The organism is uncultured Cyclobacterium sp. (genome assembly GCF_963976465.1).
Taxonomy (GTDB): domain Bacteria; phylum Bacteroidota; class Bacteroidia; order Cytophagales; family Cyclobacteriaceae; genus Cyclobacterium.
The window spans coordinates 1-17,700 of the sequence record NZ_CAXBOC010000040.1 but is presented as its reverse complement, the minus strand read 5'-3'; the positions used below and the strand labels follow the sequence as shown (position 1 = coordinate 17,700).

Genomic DNA, 17,700 nt, shown 5'->3' with positions numbered 1-17,700 from the left:
TCGGATTTATCTCTTACCAGTTCCAGTACTCCGGCATATCTCTTCGGATCATAATCGTTGTTTTCCCCCACGGGGTTGGTTTCGGCCCTCTTGAGTAATTCCAATCGGAATGCGATGGGATCTTTTCCCATTTCCTCTGCCAATTCATCTAGGAAGCTCTGCTCGGCCCCGGCGATAAAATTGGATCTGGGTGCCCGGAAAGCACCAATGGTAATGTTTGATTCTATCTGCCAGGTTTCGGCCAGGTAATTGTCTATGGCACCCGCAGGGAATCGGTTTGCGTGCAGCGGAGATTCCGGGATACCCCCGGCCTTTACATGCAATGCCAGCAAGTTATTGTTTTCGTCTAGAGCAGCCCTGTAGGTGGCTGAGTAAGTGGGTCGATAAACCCCAGCCGACATGTCATCCTCCCGGGTATAGACCATTTTTACAGGTGCCTGGATTATTTGAGAAATCAATGCTGCTTCTACCATATGGTGACTGTAGGCCCGCCGACCAAAGCCTCCCCCCATCCGGGCAAGGTTGATCTGGATATTTTCTTTCGGAAGCTCCAGGCTGCTGGAAAGTGCGTTCATAATAAAATCTGGTGCCTGGGTTGGACCGTAAATGATGGCCCTATCCCCTTTCACCTCTGCGAAACAATTCATCGGCTCCATAGTGTTGTGGGCCAAAAAGGGAGCGGAATACGTTCGTTCAATTACTCTGGCCGCTTTTTTGAAAGCAGCTTCCGGATCTCCGTCTTTTCGCTGAACATTTCCGGGTTTGCGCTGGAATTCCGCCATCTTTTCCTTGTGCGTGGTGGAATTCTCCAATCCTCCGGGAACGCTAATATCTCTGGTTTGACCTCCCCTACCCGCCATGGGAAAAGTGCTTTCCGGAGCTTCTTCCCATTCAGCTTGGAGGCTTTTTTTGGCTTGCAAGACCTCCCAGGTAGAATTTCCCACAATGGCGATGATCTCCGGGAATGTAGTGGTATCAAAGAAGTTTCTACCATAATCATCCTTAAAAATTTTGACTTTAAAGGCATCCTGAATACCCGGCAGGGATGTCACTGAGCTTTTGTCAAAGGATGTGAGCTTCATGCCGAAGGCCGGCGGATGAACAATGGCGGCATATTTCATTCCCTCCACCTTATGATCCAGCGAAAACATCGGCTTTCCTGTTACAATTTTTTGCAAATCCACATTCTTTTTGGAATGGCCAATGATTTTGAAATCAGCATTATCCTTGAGTTTGATGGATTCCGGCTCCGGTCCATCCAGCGTCCCTGCCAGGGAAGCCATCTCACCATAGCCAGCCTTTTTGCCACTGGCTTGATGTTCCACAGTACCCATATTGGTTGTTATTTCAGCCACAGGAACATTCCAGGATTGTGCAGCTGCATTTACTATCAACTGTCGGGCAGTGGCCCCGGCGGTGCGCAGGGGTGTCCAGGCTGCACGCACACTTTGCGAACCTCCCGTAAATTGTCTGTCAAAACGCTCCGGATAAAAATCCGCCTGCTCTACAAACACGTTTTTCCAGTCCACATCCAATTCCTCAGCCAGAATCATGGGGAGCGACGTTTTCACGTTTTGACCAAATTCAGGGTTCGGATTGAAAAGGGTGACTGCGCCATTTTCCCCAATTTTAATATAACTGTTGATTTCAAACCACTCATCTGGCATGGTCAATACTTCTTCGGGTGTCGGTTTGCATCCGGCCAGCCAACTAAAGCTCAACATCATTCCACCTCCTGCAAGGCCTGACACCTTTAAAAAGGATCTCCTATCTAATTTTTTATTTAGCAATGTCATATTTCAGTAGGTTATAGTGTTTGGGAAGCCGTTTTAATGGCTGCTTTTATCCGGGTATAGGTGCCGCAGCGACAGATGTTTCCATTCATTGCCGAAGTTATCTCTTCGTCCGTTGGCTTGGGGTTCTTCGCCAAAAGGGAGGCCGCAGACATGATTTGCCCGGACTGACAATACCCGCATTGTGGTACATCATGTTCTAGCCAGGCTTTCTGTACCGGATGATCCCCCTTTTCAGATAGGCCTTCGATGGTCACCACCTTTTTGTCTTCCACGGCACTGATCGGATAAGAGCAGGACCTTACCGCCTCTCCATCTACATCTACGGTGCAAGCGCCACATTGTGCTATGCCGCAGCCGAATTTGGTACCCACCAGGTCTAAGTGGTCCCTCAGTACCCATAACAGTGGGGTGTTGGGATCCACATCTACCTGAATTGATTTGCTATTGATATTTAAACTAAACTGTGCCATATGATTTGTATTTAATTCTAAATTAACAATTTACATTTTAATCTGCTTACAAAATTCAAACAATGCGCATTATTATAATAAATTTATGATTGATCAAAAGGACTTTTTTGCTCTGCTAGCTGTTCAATTGCCTGGAAAAAGGCTGATCGTAAAACCTGTTTCCTGTAGCTTTATAAAGCGCATTTGCCAATGCTGCGAAAACCGGCGGGTAGGCTGGTTCGCCAAGACCCGAGGGATCCTCTCCGTTTTCTACAAAATAGGTTTCGATCGATTTTGGTGCCTCTTTCATCCGGATTTGCCTGTATTGGTCGAAGTTGGATTTGCTGACTACCCCATTTTCAAAGGTCAGTTCTCCATACATGGCCGTACCGATGCCATCTATCACCGCTCCTTCGCAGAGGTTTTTGGCCGCATCAGGGTTTACTACAAGCCCGCAATCAATGGCATTGGTGACTTTATCGATTTGAACCTGCCCATCGACTATTTTCATCTCCAAGACCTGAGCAGCGTAGCTGTTATGGCAGAAATAGGCCGATACTCCTCTGGAAACTCCTGGTGTTGAATTTGCCCAGTTTGCTTTTTCCCTGACCAATTCTAAAACTTTTGCATACCGGTCCGGATCGTAATCATTTCCTTCACCTACCGGGTTTGCTTTTGCTTTTGCCAGCAGTTCTAATCGGAAATCAATGGGGTCTTTGCCCGCTTCCTCCGCAACTTCATCCAGAAACGATTGCTCTACGCAGGCCATGAAATTGGATCTTGGTGCACGGAAGGAACCTGTAGTGATATTGGAGGGCACTTCCCAGCCTTCGGCCAAATAATTATCCACAGCTCCTGCCGGAAACCTGTTTGCGTACAATGGGTTTTCAGGTAGACCACCTGCGTTGACATGAAAGGCAATCAATTGATTGTTTTTATTGAGGGCTGCCCGGTAAGTAGCCTGATAACGTGAACGGTATACGCCCCCGGTCATGTCGTCTTCCCTGGTGTAAACCAGCTTTACAGGAGCATTCATTTTTTGGGAAATCACCGCTGCTTCTATTAGCCAATGGGCATAGGACCTACGGCCATACCCGCCACCCAGTCGGGTCATTTCTATCTCAATATTTTCTACCGGAATGCCCAATCGGCTTGAAAGGGCATGCTCAGTCAATTCGGGTTTTTGCAATGGCCCGGCACAGGTCACCTTATCCTCTTCCACATGGGCGAAAAAATTCATAGGCTCCATGCAGTTGTGCGCCAAAAAAGGACCGGTATAGGTTCTCTCTATCACTTTAGCAGCAGTGGAGAAAACCGCTTCGGGATCCCCATCTTTCCGTTGGGTTTGGGGTTTTTGAGCGGCTTGTTTCATCGCCATTTCCTGGGCATCCGTATTTTCCAGGCCTTTTGGCACTACTCTGACAGCTTCACGACCAAACATGTCCCGCTGTTCCTCATAGCCTTCCTGAATTTCCCAGTCCGCTTTTATCGATTTCTTCGCCTGAAGTACCTGCCAGGTGCTGTCTCCGACGATTGCAATTAAGTCGGTGAACTGCACAGTGTCAAAAAAGGTCCTTTTGTAATCGTCCCTAAGGGATTTGAACTGAAAAATATCCCTAACGCCGGGCATGGACCGGGCCTGCGAATCGTCAAATGATTTGAGTTTATTACCAAAAGCCGGAGGATGAATAATCATCGCATACAGCATTCCCTCCTTTTTATAATCCATTCCGAAAAGGGGTTTCCCGGTGACGATTTTATTCAGGTCAACATTCTTTTTGGAGGTGCCGATGATCTTAAAGTCCTGGCTTGCTTTTAAATCAACCTCTTCGGGAACCGGCAAAGTAGCCGCAAGGTTGGCCATTTCCCCAAAATGTGCCTTTTTGTTACTTGGTTGATGAAGGATAAATCCCTGTTCCGTGGTGATTTCTGATACCGGAACGTTCCAGGTTTGCGCAGCGGCACGCATCAGCATTTGCCGGGCTGTAGCTCCTGCTGTGCGCAAGGGGGTCCAACCCGTTCGGATGGCCTGACTTCCTCCGATAAATTGCCTGGTGAAATTATCTGTATCCAAAGGGGCCTGCTCCACGATGACCTTGGTCCAATCAGCGTCCAACTCCTCGGCCAGGATCATCGGCATGGAAGTTTTAACATTTTGACCGCCTTCCGGATTGGGAGACATCAAAATGATCAATCCATTATCACCAATCCGGATATAGCCATTCATTCTAAACCAGTCCTCTGGCATTCCCAATGCCTCCTCGGCGTTCCGTTTACATCCTGCCAGCCAATTAAAGCTCAGCATCATCCCTCCCCCGGCAAGTGCTGAGACTTTTAAAAATGACCTTCGATCGAGTTTGGTTGATTGGTTACTCATGGAAAATTAGATTTTATGCTAAATGAATGGTTAAAATTCAGATACTCAATTTAATACATTTTTTTAAAGAGTCGTACGCAAATCAAATGGTTGAACTGGTAAAACGCTTCGACAAGAAGACCATCACTTTTGTTCTTATCTCTTCTACTTCAAACATGGGGCCGAAATAAGGAGCCTCTCTGACGATAATCAATTCGCTCGGGATACCGGGTTAGAAGCTATTGATCCATTAAAGCAGATTCCTTCGAACGGACACCCAGCAATTCGAATTTTTCTATTTCGGATCGAATTTCGGTTAACTCTCTGGTCGAAAAGGTTATATTTAAAGCGTCAAGGTTTTCTTCCAGATGTTGAGGGCTAATGGTGCCAGGTATGGGGACAATAAAGGGTTTTTGAGCAAGTAGCCATGCCAAAGAAAACTGTGCCATAGTAATTCCCTTTTTCTGTGACCAATCCTGCACAATTCGCAAAAACGGCATGTTTTGTTCCAATCCTTCAGGTGAGAAGAAAGGCAACTGAGAACGTCTGTCCAGATTGTCAAATCGGCTATACGCATTGAATCTTCCCGTCAGAAAAGATCTCAATGTCGGTCCCCAAGGCACAAAACCCACTCCGAGCTCCTCGCAGGTGTCCAGAATCTGGTTTTCAGGAAATCGCTCTCCCAGCGAATACTGTGTTTGCAAGGCAGAAACAGGTAATTCTGCATGCGCTTTTCTCAAAGTATCCGGAGCTACTTCCGAAAGTCCCCAGTGTTTCGCTTTACCAGCAGCAATAATGTCCTTAAAAGCACCAGCGATTTCCTCGATTGGAACCTGTGGATCCCATCGGTGCAGGTAAAGCAGATCAATGGTTTCCACACGAAGTCTTTTCAAGCAACCATCGACCACCCCTTTGAGTGATTCAGGGCTGCTATTTCGCCCCATGCGTTGGTTGTTTTGAATCTCAAAACCGATTTTAGTTGCGATTTTGATTTGGCCTTTAAAAGGTTCTAAACCTTCTCCCACTACCTCCTCGCTTCCATATGGTCCATATACTTCCGCTGTATCAAAAAACGTAACACCGCGCTCCACTGCCTTGCGGAGATGGGCGATCATATCCTGTTTTGGAGGAGTAGGATTATAAGTGCCTGCCACCATACTCATGCAGCCTAATCCTATTCCAGAGACTTCTAATGCTCCAAGCTTTCGGGTTGGGAGTGTGGAGGCTGAGTCTAGTTGAACTTTGTCACCTGAGCCCATTGCCAAAGCAGGGGTCATTACGATTCCGGCTCCCGCCAATGCTGCACTTTTAAAAAACTCCCGTCGGTTGGATTTCAATTCTTTAGTCATGTTTTTCGATTTACTTTATATCTTTATTCTCCTGCTTTCAACAAGGAGATCTAAATCATGATTTTCTAATTTTTACGGCTTGTCGATTCTATATAATCTACCTACATCTGTAATTGCATAAAGGGCATTGTCCAATCCTTGGGTGATATCTCTGAAGCGTTGGTTTTCTTCAACCAACAATCTTTCTTCTCCCACCACTTTATTGTCACTGTCGATTACCAGTCTAGCTATATGCATTCCGCTCAATCCTCCGAGAAATAGATTATTTTCCCATTCGGGAATTCTATTTCCTGAATAAAATGTAATTCCACTTGGAGAAATAACCGGATCCCAATAATAAACCGGCTGTTCCATGCCTTCCTGCTGCTGGATTCCATCACCCATAATCTCACCGCTGTAATCAATTCCGTAAGTAATGACCGGCCATCCGTAATTAGCTCCCGGTGTGATGAGATTTACTTCATCACCTCCTCTGGGTCCAAATTCGCTTAGCCATAAGTCACCGGTGGTGGGATGGAAGGCCAAACCCTGGGGATTTCTATGTCCATAACTATATAACTCCGGCAAAGCTCCGGATTCCTCAAAAGTTGGATTCCCTGGAGCAGGTTGGCCATCTGTAGTGATCCGTACGATCTTCCCCAATCCGGTACTTACCGATTGTGCCAGAGCTCTTGTGGCTGGCCAAGCTCTTTCTCCGGTACTCACTACCAGATTTCCGGTTTCATCAAAAAGGATACGTCCACCATAATGTGCATTGCTGTTATCTGCTGGATTGGCGCGATAGATCACTGTCGGATTTTCGAAGGTACTTTCATTGTCAGCAAGTCTTCCTTTGGCCACTGCTGTTAAATTTCCCCCGGAAGTTTGCTCTGAGAAAACCCAATAGACCATTCTATTGTTGCCAAAATCTGGGTCAACACATAACCCAAGTAACCCTCCTTGCCCGGCAGGATTGACGGGAGGCAGACCAGTGATCGCTCCGCTCAATTCTCCTGAGGTGGTAGCAATTCGCATCTGCCCAGCCTTTTGGGTGATTAACAACCTTCCATCGGGTAGATTTGTGATGCCCCAGGGAGCTGTCAAATCAGTTGAAATCACAATAGCTTCAATCGGCGTATCAGTAGTTACGCTTCCAATTCTTGTTTGTCCTTCAAAAGAGGGCTGAAAGTTTGAATTCGGTGAATTCGTCTCCACCGGTGGTCCTACTTCTTGCTCCAAACCAGTATCTTGATCATCGAACAGGTCAGCAGCAGAACAACTCACATGGAGCCCCATACTCATGATGGAAAAGAGAAGAATAAATTTTGATGTTTGCATGTGGTTGTTGTTTAAGTTGTAATCCAGATTATAGAGATTTAAGCGACTTAAAAACAAACTCAATATTTCAGTTGAACTTGACTCTTAAATGCTTCAAATCACTTTTTTAAGGCGGGCTGAATCTTCCCTCCTTCAACTATTTAATGCTTCCAAATTTTCGAATCATACCATCTCCTTTAGTGATAACGTACAATTCTCCTTCGCTGTCCTGTGCCAATCGAATGTCCAAGCGACCTGCCCCTGCGATTGCACCCCGACCCGGAAGTCCCTCAGAACCACCGCCTCGCTTTCGGTAGGTCTCTTCTGATAGTTCTCTAAGATTAGTTTTTATTTCAATTATCGGCGCAAAAGTTTGTGGGTCACCGTCCTCAGCGGCCAGCACGTCTTTTATTTTAGCATACCAAATATGCCCGGTAGTGATGTCTCCAAATACAATGGTTCCTTGCAAGGCTTTGTGGCGTGTGCCTGTATAAACAAAGCCATTCGCAATCGCATCACCTCCCCCTGGTGCATGAGGATATTTAATTACCGTATAGGTAGGTTTTACAATTCCTATAGTATCTGTGTCAGAGAGTAGAATTGGTATTGTATCATCAGCGGGTATAGGACTCATCCCATTACCTTCGGACATAGCAAGGTTACCCTCCCGGAGGGGATATCCATAATTTGCTCCCTTCTTGATGATTGCCACGGTTTCCCAGCTAACCAAACCAATATTGAAGGCAAGTAATACAGGATCACTAGGCTGGTCAGGGTCAATATACCAGGTTAGGCGGTGTGGGTTTCTTAGGCCGTAGGCCCAGATCTCTTTTCGTGCACCTTCTACAGAAACAAACGGATTGTCGTTTGGAATTCTGTATTGACCGTTTTCGCTTATTGTACTAGTTGTTGTATGTTCATTCAGCATCGGGATAATACGAAGAACCTTCCCTTGATAAGTATCTAACCGTTGGGCATGCATCCGCATTGGGCCTGGTCGCTCTCCGGTACCAGCATCCCCAATTCCCAGGTACATGACACGCCAGTCGGCGTCGCCTGCTTTGGCCACAGGATTAAATGTGATTTCATTGAATGGATGAAATAACCCTGGCACAAAAAGTCTGAATACCTCACGTGCCGATCCCTCGAAAGTCGTGTTTCCAATCTCCTCATCCTTCCACTCCACAATGACCAACTCTCTGGCGAATCGTGTATCCTGGACTGTTTCAGGTTTCGCAATCGGCTCTGTAAGCTCATAACCTTCTAAATTAAGTCCGGATACTACGCCTGCCTTCGGCGTTGCACTTCCTTCTGTGTCAGCAACATTCTCCATATGGAGCGTATAAAATATTCCGTTCTGCTCATACTCCGGATCAAAGACAAAATTCAGCATACCTGCCGCATATCCAAACCCAGCTGTGAAATTTGGAAACAGACCAGCGAAATTTAGGTAGGTCGTCAACTCTTTTGTCTGCTTGTCCAGAATATATAGTGGGCCTGTTAAATCGTTTAGGAAAAAACGTTGTTTGTCTCCCGGTTCATCTATCATGATACTGCCTCTCGCCAATACCCCGGAAACACGATCAGTTGACATGTCTCCAGTGATAGGCATTTCGAAATAATCTTCAAGTCCAAGCGTGATCTCTGAAGTGTCCGTCGCAGTTGAAACTGGCGAATTAACGTCATTCGGAGATGAAGCCAGTGAACGGAGATAAGCGACGACATTTTCAATTTGGCTGTCGGAGAGTCTACCATTTAGCGAAGGCATCATCCCGGCAGGAATTCCTTCTTTGACCACCTTGAATATCTCTGCATCAGTCGAACCGTGATCCCAATCAGAATCAGTTAAGTCGGGAGGTTGTATCCCCCCACGTTCGGCGATAATGGAAATCTCAAAGCCTGCCTTTTTTGCCCCTTCACCAGCATCTCCATGACAGTTCGCACAATTGACATCGTAGAGACTTTTCCCCTCTGCCAATGATTCAGGCGACGTTTGCGGTTGAACAGGGAGGATAACTGTGGCGAATAGCGCTAGAGATGTTAATAATGATTTGTATACACTCATATCTAATTGACTTTATAGTTGGAAAAGTTTATGTAGTTATAGATTATGGATATTATGGCTTAAAAACCGAGTCTAGTTTGCAACCGGGTTCGGTTCTTAAATGCTTTTTCCAACACATCGAATCGTGCTTTTCTTGGATCGGGGGTGCTGGTCACGTTTCCGTCGAGCGTTATATTCAAAATCTCTGCTTGTTGAATGTCGTACTGCGGCCATTCTGGAAGGTTGTTGCCGTTAGGATTTCCGGTTTTGGCAAAATTGGCCCAATAGGTATTCATGATCCTTGCTAACTCCGCCTCATCTTCCGTTGGCTCACCCTGGGCTCCCCATCTTGCATTGAGTGTATTAAAGACAAAAGAAGTTTCCGAACCATGCCCCGCTCCATAAGGGGATCGCTCTCTTGCAGCAGGAGGAACGTATCCAAACTGCCATACGTAAACCGGTTGGTTCTCTTCGACGAACGCTCTTGCCGACATCCGAGCAGGCTCCCCCCAACCCCAATCAGTTGTAAACTTTGTCAGGACTTCATTGAATTCTTTGTTACCATCTGGATCGTAAGCAGCTTTTGCTTCTGCTTCCAAATCACCGAATTGTGAAAAAAGCGCTTCTTTCGTTTGACTGGCATTGATAAATCCGCCACCAATTTCACCACTTGAACTTCCGATCATCAACGGAACTTTTGCCTGTCTTCCGGCTTGATAGGCAGTTTCGGCAGTTTCCACAACGAGTTCTCCATCCAGAATAGGTCCTGAATAAGTTCTGGCTCCTGTGCTGTCATTTTCCTGGCCTCCGTCTAGAATTTCATCTACGCTCAATGCCCGAAGTTGATCCAATGCATCCTTGCCTGTTCCTTCGATTCCGTATCTTTTGGCGAAATTTATCCCGATAGTTTCTGCTGAAACAGGATACAATTCATCTGCATTATCCTGATCGATTGGTCTACCTGTAAGGACACCATCACGGCCACCACCCGACTGACTTATTGCTTTGTGGAATAGGTTCTTTGCTGAAGGAATGCTTAAAAGAGAATGTACAGCAACTCCACCGGCAGAAAAACCAAAAATAGTTATATTATCAGGATCACCACCAAATTCGGAAATGTTGTCCTGAATCCATTGTAATGCGGCTATCTGGTCCATGTAAGCATAACTCCCCTTCATTTCCTCAGGATGCTCCTCGCTCAAAGCTGGAAAAGCAAAATGACCCAACCGCCCCAGCCTGTAATTGATGGTTGTTAAAATAACCCCTTGATTCGCAAAGGCATTACCCGTTGAACCAGGACCAGCTCCACTTCCTCCTGTAAATCCACCTCCATGAAGCCACACCATCACCGGGAGTTTCGCTCCCTTTACTGCATCAGCTGGTTTCCAGATATTCAGGAAAAGACAATCCACTGATGTTTTGGCTGTAGATCCCGGCCAGGTTCGTTGCGGACAATCGGCACAATATTCCGTGGCATTTCTCACCCCTTCCCAAGGTTTGACAGCCTGGGGAGGTCTCCAACGGAATTCACCGACTGGAGGCGCCGCAAAAGGAATCCCTTTGAAAGAGGTGACATCTCCCTCCGTCGCTCCCCGGAGTGAACCTGAGCTTATTTTCAAGATGGGTTCCTGTGCATGTCCAGCAAAAACTATCCGGAAGAAGAAACTGATTAAAATAGACTTTTTCATAGTTAGTGGTACTTGGGTTTTTTTGGTTGTTGCTATTCTTCTAATTTTCTACTGGTCAGCCATTTGACCATATTGGGATCACGGTGATCAAAGAAGGAGCTCTCTTTTTGATCCAGCGTTTCGATCAGCTTCAGGTCTTCAACATTAAGCTCAAAATCGAAAACGTTGAAATTCTCTGCCATCCGTTCTTTTCTAACGGACTTTGGAATCGCTATCACGCCCCGTTGGGTCAACCATCTGATGACAACTTGTGCAATGGTTTTCTGGTATTTTTGACCGATAGCGGCCAAAAGTTCATTGCTGAATAGTCCGTTTTTCCCTTCTGCGAACGGCCCCCATGATTCAATCTGAATGTTGTTTTCAGTTAGAAAATGCTGGGTTTCGATCTGCTGGTGGAAGGGGTGGGTTTCGATCTGATTGATGGCCGGAACGATTTCATGGAATGCCATCAAATCTACCACACGGTCAGGCTGAAAATTACTGATGCCTATTGCCCGGATTTTTCCCTCCCTGTACATTTCTTCCATCGCCCTCCAGGATTCATGCACATTCCCATACGGCTGATGGATCAGATAAAGATCCAGGTAATCCAGTCGGAGCTTCTTCAGTGATTTCTCCACAGCAGATTTGGTTTTGTCAAAACCTGTGTCCTCAATCCAAAGCTTGGTGGTGATGAACAATTCCTCGCGTGCGACTCCGCTGTTTTTAATTGCTTTACCGACTGCTTCCTCATTTTTGTATGAAGAAGCTGTGTCCAATGATCTGTAACCAACTTCGATTGCATCTATTACACTTCTTTCACATTCTGCCTGATCGGCGATTTGAAAAACCCCAAAGCCCAAAATGGGCATTTCAACTCCGTTGTTTAATGTTATGTTTTGCATAGTTATGTTTTATCTCTTGTTTTTAGATTAAAAAAACCAAGCTCACCCGAACTTGGATTTTTTTACTTGTAACCCAATCTATACTTTGTTTTTACTGCTTTCATTTAATGATTTGCGGAACTGGGAAGGATTCATATCCATCCCTTTTTTGAAAAAGTTATTGAAATGAGTCACTTCTGTGAATCCCAATGCATAGGCTATTTCAGACACGTTCCAGTCAGTTTGCCTCAAAAGACGTTTGGATTCAGCAAGAATTCTGTTCCGGATAATATTTGAGGTTGGTTTGTTGTTTATTGCTTTGACTGATCTATTGAGATGGTTTACATGGATATCCAGTTTTTGTGCAAAATCTGAGGCAGACCTAAGCTTAAGTGTATTGTGTAGATCAGTAATGGGAAATTGACTTTCCAGCAGTTTCAGGAAATCTGTATTGATCCTGTTTGATGCAGAATTTGAATGTCCTTCAGTTTTAATCGTTGGTCGTATTTTAGTTGCTGTCTGAATCATTGACTTTTCCTATTCTGTGTTTGTCTACTTAAAAGCCCAAGCTGCTAAGCCAATCATTGACGGCAGTTCTTACCTCCAATTCCTTTTCCCCTTCCATGACAAATAATACCCCATCCCTTTCTATTCCTCCTGTAGTAGAGTAGCCTTCCAGAATGTTGCTTTCCGGGCAAAGCTCCTCCACAGAGTCAAAGCTGCTTCCTATTCCATAGCCTGCGTTGGTATTGAAAGGAATAACCGTTTTGCCGCTGAGGTCATTTTCACTCAGGAATGTTTTCATCGGTGGCGGTAACTGCATGCCCCAAGTAGGAAATCCCACAAACACAGTATTGTATTTTGAGAGGTCAATCGTTGTCTTTAATGGAGGTAGATAACCCGTCTCATTTTCCTGGGCAACTTGTGCTACGATAGCTCCATAGTCTTCAGGATAAGGAACCTCCAACTCCAGACTTACCAAAGTTCCGCCTACCTTTTCCTGAATCATCTCTGCTACCGCTTTCGTGTTTTTGGTACGGGTGAGATAGACGATGAGGATTTTATCCGAGTCTATTTCAACCGGATTTATATCAGCCTCAGTTTGAGTTTGACTGGTGCAGCTCAAAGAGCTAAAGAGGAAAATGAAAAGGATGAAATACTTCATGGTTTAGTTGAATTAGTATGGTTAGGAGACACTAACTGGGGCAGAGTTTTCAGCCATAGGCTGAGTTAATTGAAACTATCGCCAAAATGAGTGTCCCCACTCACTTTAATTTACCTATCCCCAGGCCCCATCAATTTGGTAAAGGAAAGGGAGCCTAATTTCCAACCATTAGTCTTTTTGATGTAAACCTCAGTGACTTCAAATGGATTGCTTACCTCATTTCCACCGACTTCGGCGATCAATGTGATGCGGTTTAATAGAATAGCGGTGTTATCGATGATTTCAACTGACACTTCATGGATATCCGCTTTCTTATACCAGATCCCGCCACTGCGGATGATGTTGACTTCTTGCTCTTTGCCCCAGGCACCGCCCATATGGACAAAAACAGACTTGTCGTCAAAAAGCTCAGCAAGTTTATCGGCTTCTTTGTCTGCCATCCACTGCCATTTGGTTTTGGAGAGTTCGATGATTTCTTGTTTGGTCGGCTCGTCTTGCCCGAAGGAGAATTGGACTGCGGGGAACATTAAGAAGAATGCTAGAATTGTCTTTTTCATGGTTGATGAGTTGATTTTGTTTCTTAGTTCAGGTTAGTGAGACACTAACCTGTGCGGTGCTTGGATTAATGCTCAATTTCGTGTGTGTCTCTTACACTACTGAAAGTCAAAACCAACATTTTCCAGTCTTCACCCTGCTTTTGGTAGACTTCAGTTACAGTAAATTCATTTTCCACATCACTGCCTCTTACGTGGGCTGTCAAGGTGATTCGATTCCAGACTACCGCTGTATTTCCAGAAATCTCAACGGCTGTATCATGTACTTCCGCATTTTTGTACCAGATACTTCCCGTTTCGATAATTTCCAGTTCACGGTCTGTTTTCCAGCTGCCACTCATGTGGACAAATTTCGCTTTGTCGTCGAAGAGTTCTTCCAGTTTCGATACGTCCTTATCGGCCATCCATTGCCATTTGCCCATGGAGAGCTTCTTGATTTCCTGCTCCGTAGACGTTTGTGAAAAAGAATTAGAAGCACTTAGTAGAATAAAGGTTAAAAGGAAAAGGTGCTTTTTCATGGTTCTTTATTATTAGTTGAGTTTTTACTTAATCTTTATTTGTCAAGGCCTTTTTGCTTGAGCCATTCGGACATCAAGTCGGCTATTTGTTTATTGTTTAGATCTGAGAACGGAAAGTGGGTATTTCCATTAATCCCTATTTCCGGAAGATGTACCAAGGTGACATCGCCTCCATTATTATTTACAGTCTCAGACCAGCGTTTCGCCATTTGCAAGGCAGCTCTCCATTGTTCCTGACCCGGGTTTTCTACAGGTTCGGTAGGAATATAATCTCCATAATACATCACAATGGGGATTTGTGTCAGTTTTTTGAATTCATCAATCGGCACCCCTTTTGCTCCCAAGGTTCCACCTACATAATGGATTGGTTCCGGAACATTCCCTTCCGGAAAGACGAAATTGCTTCCCGGCTCATAGGAGATAATTCCTTTGATATGATCTGTTTTTAAAGCAGTAAGCCAACCTTGACCGCCACTATGGGAATGGGTAACCAAAATTCCATCTCCAACTTCATCAAAAAGGGCAGAAACAGCATCGGTATTTGCATTTAAATCAATAGGGCCTGTATCAGGCGTAATCTGTCGGAAAAACTGGTCCAAAGTCTCAGGTTTTTTGTCAAATTGAACTCCCGGATAAAATTCTGTTCCTATACCCAGTCGAAAAATCCCAAACCAAAGTTGATCATCCGGAGCTGCAGAAATGCTACCCGGAACGATACTTCGTCCAGCTCTTCCCCGTCTTGGTTGGTCGATGAGGTAAATTGAATATTTTTTTCGAAGAAAAATATTTTGAAAACCCTCTCTACCATCGGGGGTTGATTCCCAGGTTTTGGAAAATTGTCCATAGCCATGCCAAAAGATCAAAGGAAGTTTTTTCGCTTTCATTGGAATTTGGTAAAAGACGTAAGCATGGTCTCCATGTAGCGTTTGACCTGAAGCACTTTGATTGCCAGGATTGAATGCTCCATGGGCAATAGGGTCAAATGTACCCGGAGCTGTGATTACTTTACCTCCCACGGCAAAGCTCCCCTGATCTTCAAGGACGATATGATCTTTCTGACATAGTGCAGTTAAGGACGTGCTAAGAAAAAAGGCGGTATATAAAATTTTGATTTTCAGCATCGATAGAGTCCTGTTTGGGTTTTTCTAAGCATTAATAAAATTTAGTAAATTGTTGATGATTTAAATTTTACATATGCTAAGAACCTTCTTATACATTACAAATAGACGAAATATTATCCTATGATTTTATGCAAATCTATAGACAGCAGGATTCTCTCACCCGAACGGCAATTTTGATCAACGAATGAAATCAGTCAGTTTCATTTAACGATTTGCGTTTACCACTTATTGGATAAAAATTGCCTTCTGTAGATCACAACTGTCTGTTGGATGATCCCTTTATTTTCGTGTTATTTAAAAGGCTAAATTTCCGCCATGAAAAATAATTTTATTTCCCGCCCGGTATTTTATGCATTGCATGTCCTTTTTTGGCTGTGTTACGGGGCGATATTGTATGCTTCCTTAAGCAATTGGATCAATTCCTCCAGTGAAATCTGGGGTGCGGTGATTTCTGATGTCCTGACATCTTCTTCCATTGCCTATTTGAATTATTACCTACTATTACCGAAACTGTATAAAAAAGGAAAGTATACCGGATATATTTTAGCTTCTATTGCCGTGGTAGTTACCATAGTGCTGTTGCGGGTTAACCTCCTCGGTATGACGCACCGTTCTGTTACCTATACCTACTTTATCAGATCGGTTCCGGCTTTTGGCTTTTACCTAATCACTACTGTTATCTGGTTTTTTGCCAATATGATTTCGGCGCAACGAAAAGAAATCGAACTTCGAAACAGTCAATTGGCCTCTGAACTGAAATTTCTGAAGCTTCAACTAAGCCCCCATTTCCTGTTCAATACCCTGAATAATATCTATTCGATGGCCTATTTCAAGGAGGACAACACCGCTCCTGCGATCATGAAGCTCTCTGAAATGATGCGCCATATGCTCTATGAGGATCAGGGGCGTTTTGTTTCCCTTGCCAAAGAAATTAAGTTTATGGAAAATTTCATTGAACTCTGGGGGTTAAAGTTGGATGAAAAACCAACGATTGAATTCAGCCATGAGGGCGTAAAAGACAGGCATAGCATCGCTCATCTTATATTTTTAGTTTTCCTTGAGAATGCCTTTAAACATGGCAATACCATGGACGGGCGGATTGCGATTAAACTTACCCTCGATAAAGAAGATATGCTACACTTTTACATCAGGAATGATGTACTAAAAGCACGTAAAACAGCTGAAGAAGAAAGTGGTGTCGGCCTTTCGAATGTAAAAAAGAGACTCAACCTGATTTATCCGGGAAAACACAAGCTGGTACTGGATCAAAATACCGGCTCCTTTGAAGTGAACTTAAAAATAGACCTGAAATGAACTACCAAATCCTTATCGTGGACGACGAGCCCCCGGCCAGGAAATTGCTATCGGACTACGTTTCCAAGGTTGGCCATTTAGAATTGGCTGGTGTTTGTAGCAATGGGGAAGAAGCGATGGATTTTCTAAAGAAAAATCCTGTAGATATTCTTTTGCTGGACATCCGTATGCCACTGATGACGGGAATAGATTTGCTCAATGAACTCCCGGATAAGCCCCTTACGATTTTTGTAACCGCCTATGAAGAATATGCGGTTAAAGGATATGAGCTGGATGTGATCGATTACCTGATGAAGCCGGTTTCTTTTGAGCGCTTTAAGAAAGCAATCGAAAAGGCAGTGGAATACCTTTCTGTACAAGTGTCTGCTGAAGACCTAATGGAAAAACCCGATTATTTTTTTATCAAAACCGACACCCGGATCGTTAAATTTTTTTACGCGGAAGTGCAGGCAATAGAGGCGCAGAGAGAATATATCAAGATCATCACCCCTACAAGAAAGATCTTGTCGCTACTGTCCCTTACCAGTATAGCCAATGCCTTGCCGGGTGAGTTTGTTCGGATTCACCGCTCCTTTATTATCAACATGCGGCATATTGACGAGGTCCAATCCAATGAAGTGTTGATAGGACAAGACCTGTATCCCATCAGCCGGAATTACAAGGAGGAATTTTTTAAAAAGCTGGGAGATAGAAAATTACTTTAGAGAATTCGAAAGCAAGAAAAAACAAATTCATCTATGTTAAAAAGATGTCGTACGAACAAATCAACTTCAAGAACAAAAAAAGCCCCGAAGGGCTTTTTATCAAGATTTCGATTTCCTAGACGTAACACCTTTCGGAGCAGCTACCTTTTTGCTGATATAGGCTGTGTGGGTTTTACCATATTGATCCGGTTCTTTCAGCGAAGCGACTTCAAATACCAGGTATTCGTTGCCGTGGTAGTCGACCATGTGGTCTTTGAGGATTTCCTCCAGGGTTTCTTTGGAGATGGATACCCGGATGATGTTGAGGTCCTTTACCTGGGTTCCTTTGCCGATGTAAGTTTTTTCAAATTGTGACATGAATTTTACTGTTTAAGGTTTGAAATTTGATTATGCCTAAGAGTTCGGGGGCTGCCAGGGGCACCCAAGCCAAGGGCCGGGCGAAAAAATTGTGGAAGGCTTCCCTTGGAAAACCCAATTTTTTCG

16 protein-coding genes are annotated in these 17,700 nt (G+C 44.5%); 2 read left to right on the top strand and 14 right to left on the bottom strand.

Features of this window, described 5'->3' with window-relative positions; translation table 11 throughout:
• The 13 genes from AAC037_RS03940 to AAC037_RS03880 form a co-directional block, all read right to left on the bottom strand.
• Nucleotides 1–1,796: molybdopterin cofactor-binding domain-containing protein (locus AAC037_RS03940; RefSeq protein WP_339901759.1), on the bottom strand; the 1,796-nt coding region annotated here is incomplete at its 3' end.
• An 11-nt stretch (nucleotides 1,797–1,807) separates the two neighbouring features.
• Nucleotides 1,808–2,266, bottom strand: a complete 459-nt coding sequence (locus AAC037_RS03935) for a (2Fe-2S)-binding protein (protein WP_339674725.1) — start codon at nucleotides 2,264–2,266, stop codon at nucleotides 1,808–1,810.
• Nucleotides 2,267–2,381: 115 nt separating this feature from the next.
• Complete coding sequence (locus tag AAC037_RS03930) at nucleotides 2,382–4,622, bottom strand: molybdopterin cofactor-binding domain-containing protein (protein WP_339901758.1); 2,241 nt, start codon at nucleotides 4,620–4,622, stop codon at nucleotides 2,382–2,384.
• 218 nt (nucleotides 4,623–4,840) lie between these two features.
• Nucleotides 4,841–5,950: an aldo/keto reductase gene (locus tag AAC037_RS03925; RefSeq protein WP_339901757.1), complete on the bottom strand. Its 1,110-nt coding sequence runs from the start codon at nucleotides 5,948–5,950 to the stop codon at nucleotides 4,841–4,843.
• A gap of 72 nt (nucleotides 5,951–6,022) precedes the next feature.
• Complete coding sequence (locus tag AAC037_RS03920; protein WP_339901756.1) at nucleotides 6,023–7,267, bottom strand: PQQ-dependent sugar dehydrogenase; 1,245 nt, start codon at nucleotides 7,265–7,267, stop codon at nucleotides 6,023–6,025.
• Between the two features lie 136 nt (nucleotides 7,268–7,403).
• Nucleotides 7,404–9,311 carry a PQQ-dependent sugar dehydrogenase gene (locus AAC037_RS03915; RefSeq protein ID WP_339901755.1) on the bottom strand — a complete coding sequence of 636 codons (1,908 nt, stop codon included), beginning with the start codon at nucleotides 9,309–9,311 and terminating at the stop codon, nucleotides 7,404–7,406.
• 59 nt (nucleotides 9,312–9,370) lie between these two features.
• A complete protein-coding gene (locus AAC037_RS03910) occupies nucleotides 9,371–10,978 on the bottom strand; it encodes a carboxylesterase family protein (protein ID WP_339901754.1) in 1,608 nt (535 codons plus the stop codon).
• A 32-nt stretch (nucleotides 10,979–11,010) separates the two neighbouring features.
• A complete protein-coding gene (locus tag AAC037_RS03905) occupies nucleotides 11,011–11,862 on the bottom strand; it encodes an aldo/keto reductase (RefSeq protein WP_339901753.1) in 852 nt (283 codons plus the stop codon).
• A gap of 78 nt (nucleotides 11,863–11,940) precedes the next feature.
• Nucleotides 11,941–12,369 (bottom strand): helix-turn-helix transcriptional regulator, encoded by a 429-nt coding sequence (locus AAC037_RS03900; RefSeq protein ID WP_339901752.1) that lies wholly within the window; start codon nucleotides 12,367–12,369, stop codon nucleotides 11,941–11,943.
• Between the two features lie 28 nt (nucleotides 12,370–12,397).
• The gene (locus tag AAC037_RS03895; RefSeq protein WP_339901751.1) at nucleotides 12,398–13,006 is read right to left on the bottom strand and encodes a flavodoxin; all 609 of its coding nucleotides are present in this window, start codon (nucleotides 13,004–13,006) and stop codon (nucleotides 12,398–12,400) included.
• A gap of 110 nt (nucleotides 13,007–13,116) precedes the next feature.
• Entirely contained in the window at nucleotides 13,117–13,533 is a 417-nt protein-coding gene (locus tag AAC037_RS03890) for a nuclear transport factor 2 family protein (protein WP_339901750.1), read from the bottom strand.
• Nucleotides 13,534–13,628: 95 nt separating this feature from the next.
• Nucleotides 13,629–14,078 carry a nuclear transport factor 2 family protein gene (locus AAC037_RS03885; protein WP_339674748.1) on the bottom strand — a complete coding sequence of 150 codons (450 nt, stop codon included), beginning with the start codon at nucleotides 14,076–14,078 and terminating at the stop codon, nucleotides 13,629–13,631.
• 35 nt (nucleotides 14,079–14,113) lie between these two features.
• Nucleotides 14,114–15,199 (bottom strand): alpha/beta fold hydrolase, encoded by a 1,086-nt coding sequence (locus AAC037_RS03880; protein ID WP_339901749.1) that lies wholly within the window; start codon nucleotides 15,197–15,199, stop codon nucleotides 14,114–14,116.
• 315 nt (nucleotides 15,200–15,514) lie between these two features.
• Here AAC037_RS03880 and AAC037_RS03875 point away from each other — a divergent pair, with 315 nt between their 5' ends.
• Together AAC037_RS03875 and AAC037_RS03870 are read left to right on the top strand one after the other, a co-directional pair.
• Nucleotides 15,515–16,513: a sensor histidine kinase gene (locus tag AAC037_RS03875; protein ID WP_339674752.1), complete on the top strand. Its 999-nt coding sequence runs from the start codon at nucleotides 15,515–15,517 to the stop codon at nucleotides 16,511–16,513.
• Nucleotides 16,510–17,217 carry a LytTR family DNA-binding domain-containing protein gene (locus AAC037_RS03870; RefSeq protein WP_339674753.1) on the top strand — a complete coding sequence of 236 codons (708 nt, stop codon included), beginning with the start codon at nucleotides 16,510–16,512 and terminating at the stop codon, nucleotides 17,215–17,217. Before AAC037_RS03875 ends, AAC037_RS03870 begins: the two co-directional genes overlap by 4 nt.
• A 99-nt stretch (nucleotides 17,218–17,316) precedes the next feature.
• On the opposite strand, the gene AAC037_RS03865 is transcribed toward AAC037_RS03870, so the two are convergent.
• Entirely contained in the window at nucleotides 17,317–17,574 is a 258-nt protein-coding gene (locus AAC037_RS03865) for a hypothetical protein (protein WP_339901748.1), read from the bottom strand.
• Nucleotides 17,575–17,700 lie beyond the last annotated feature (126 nt).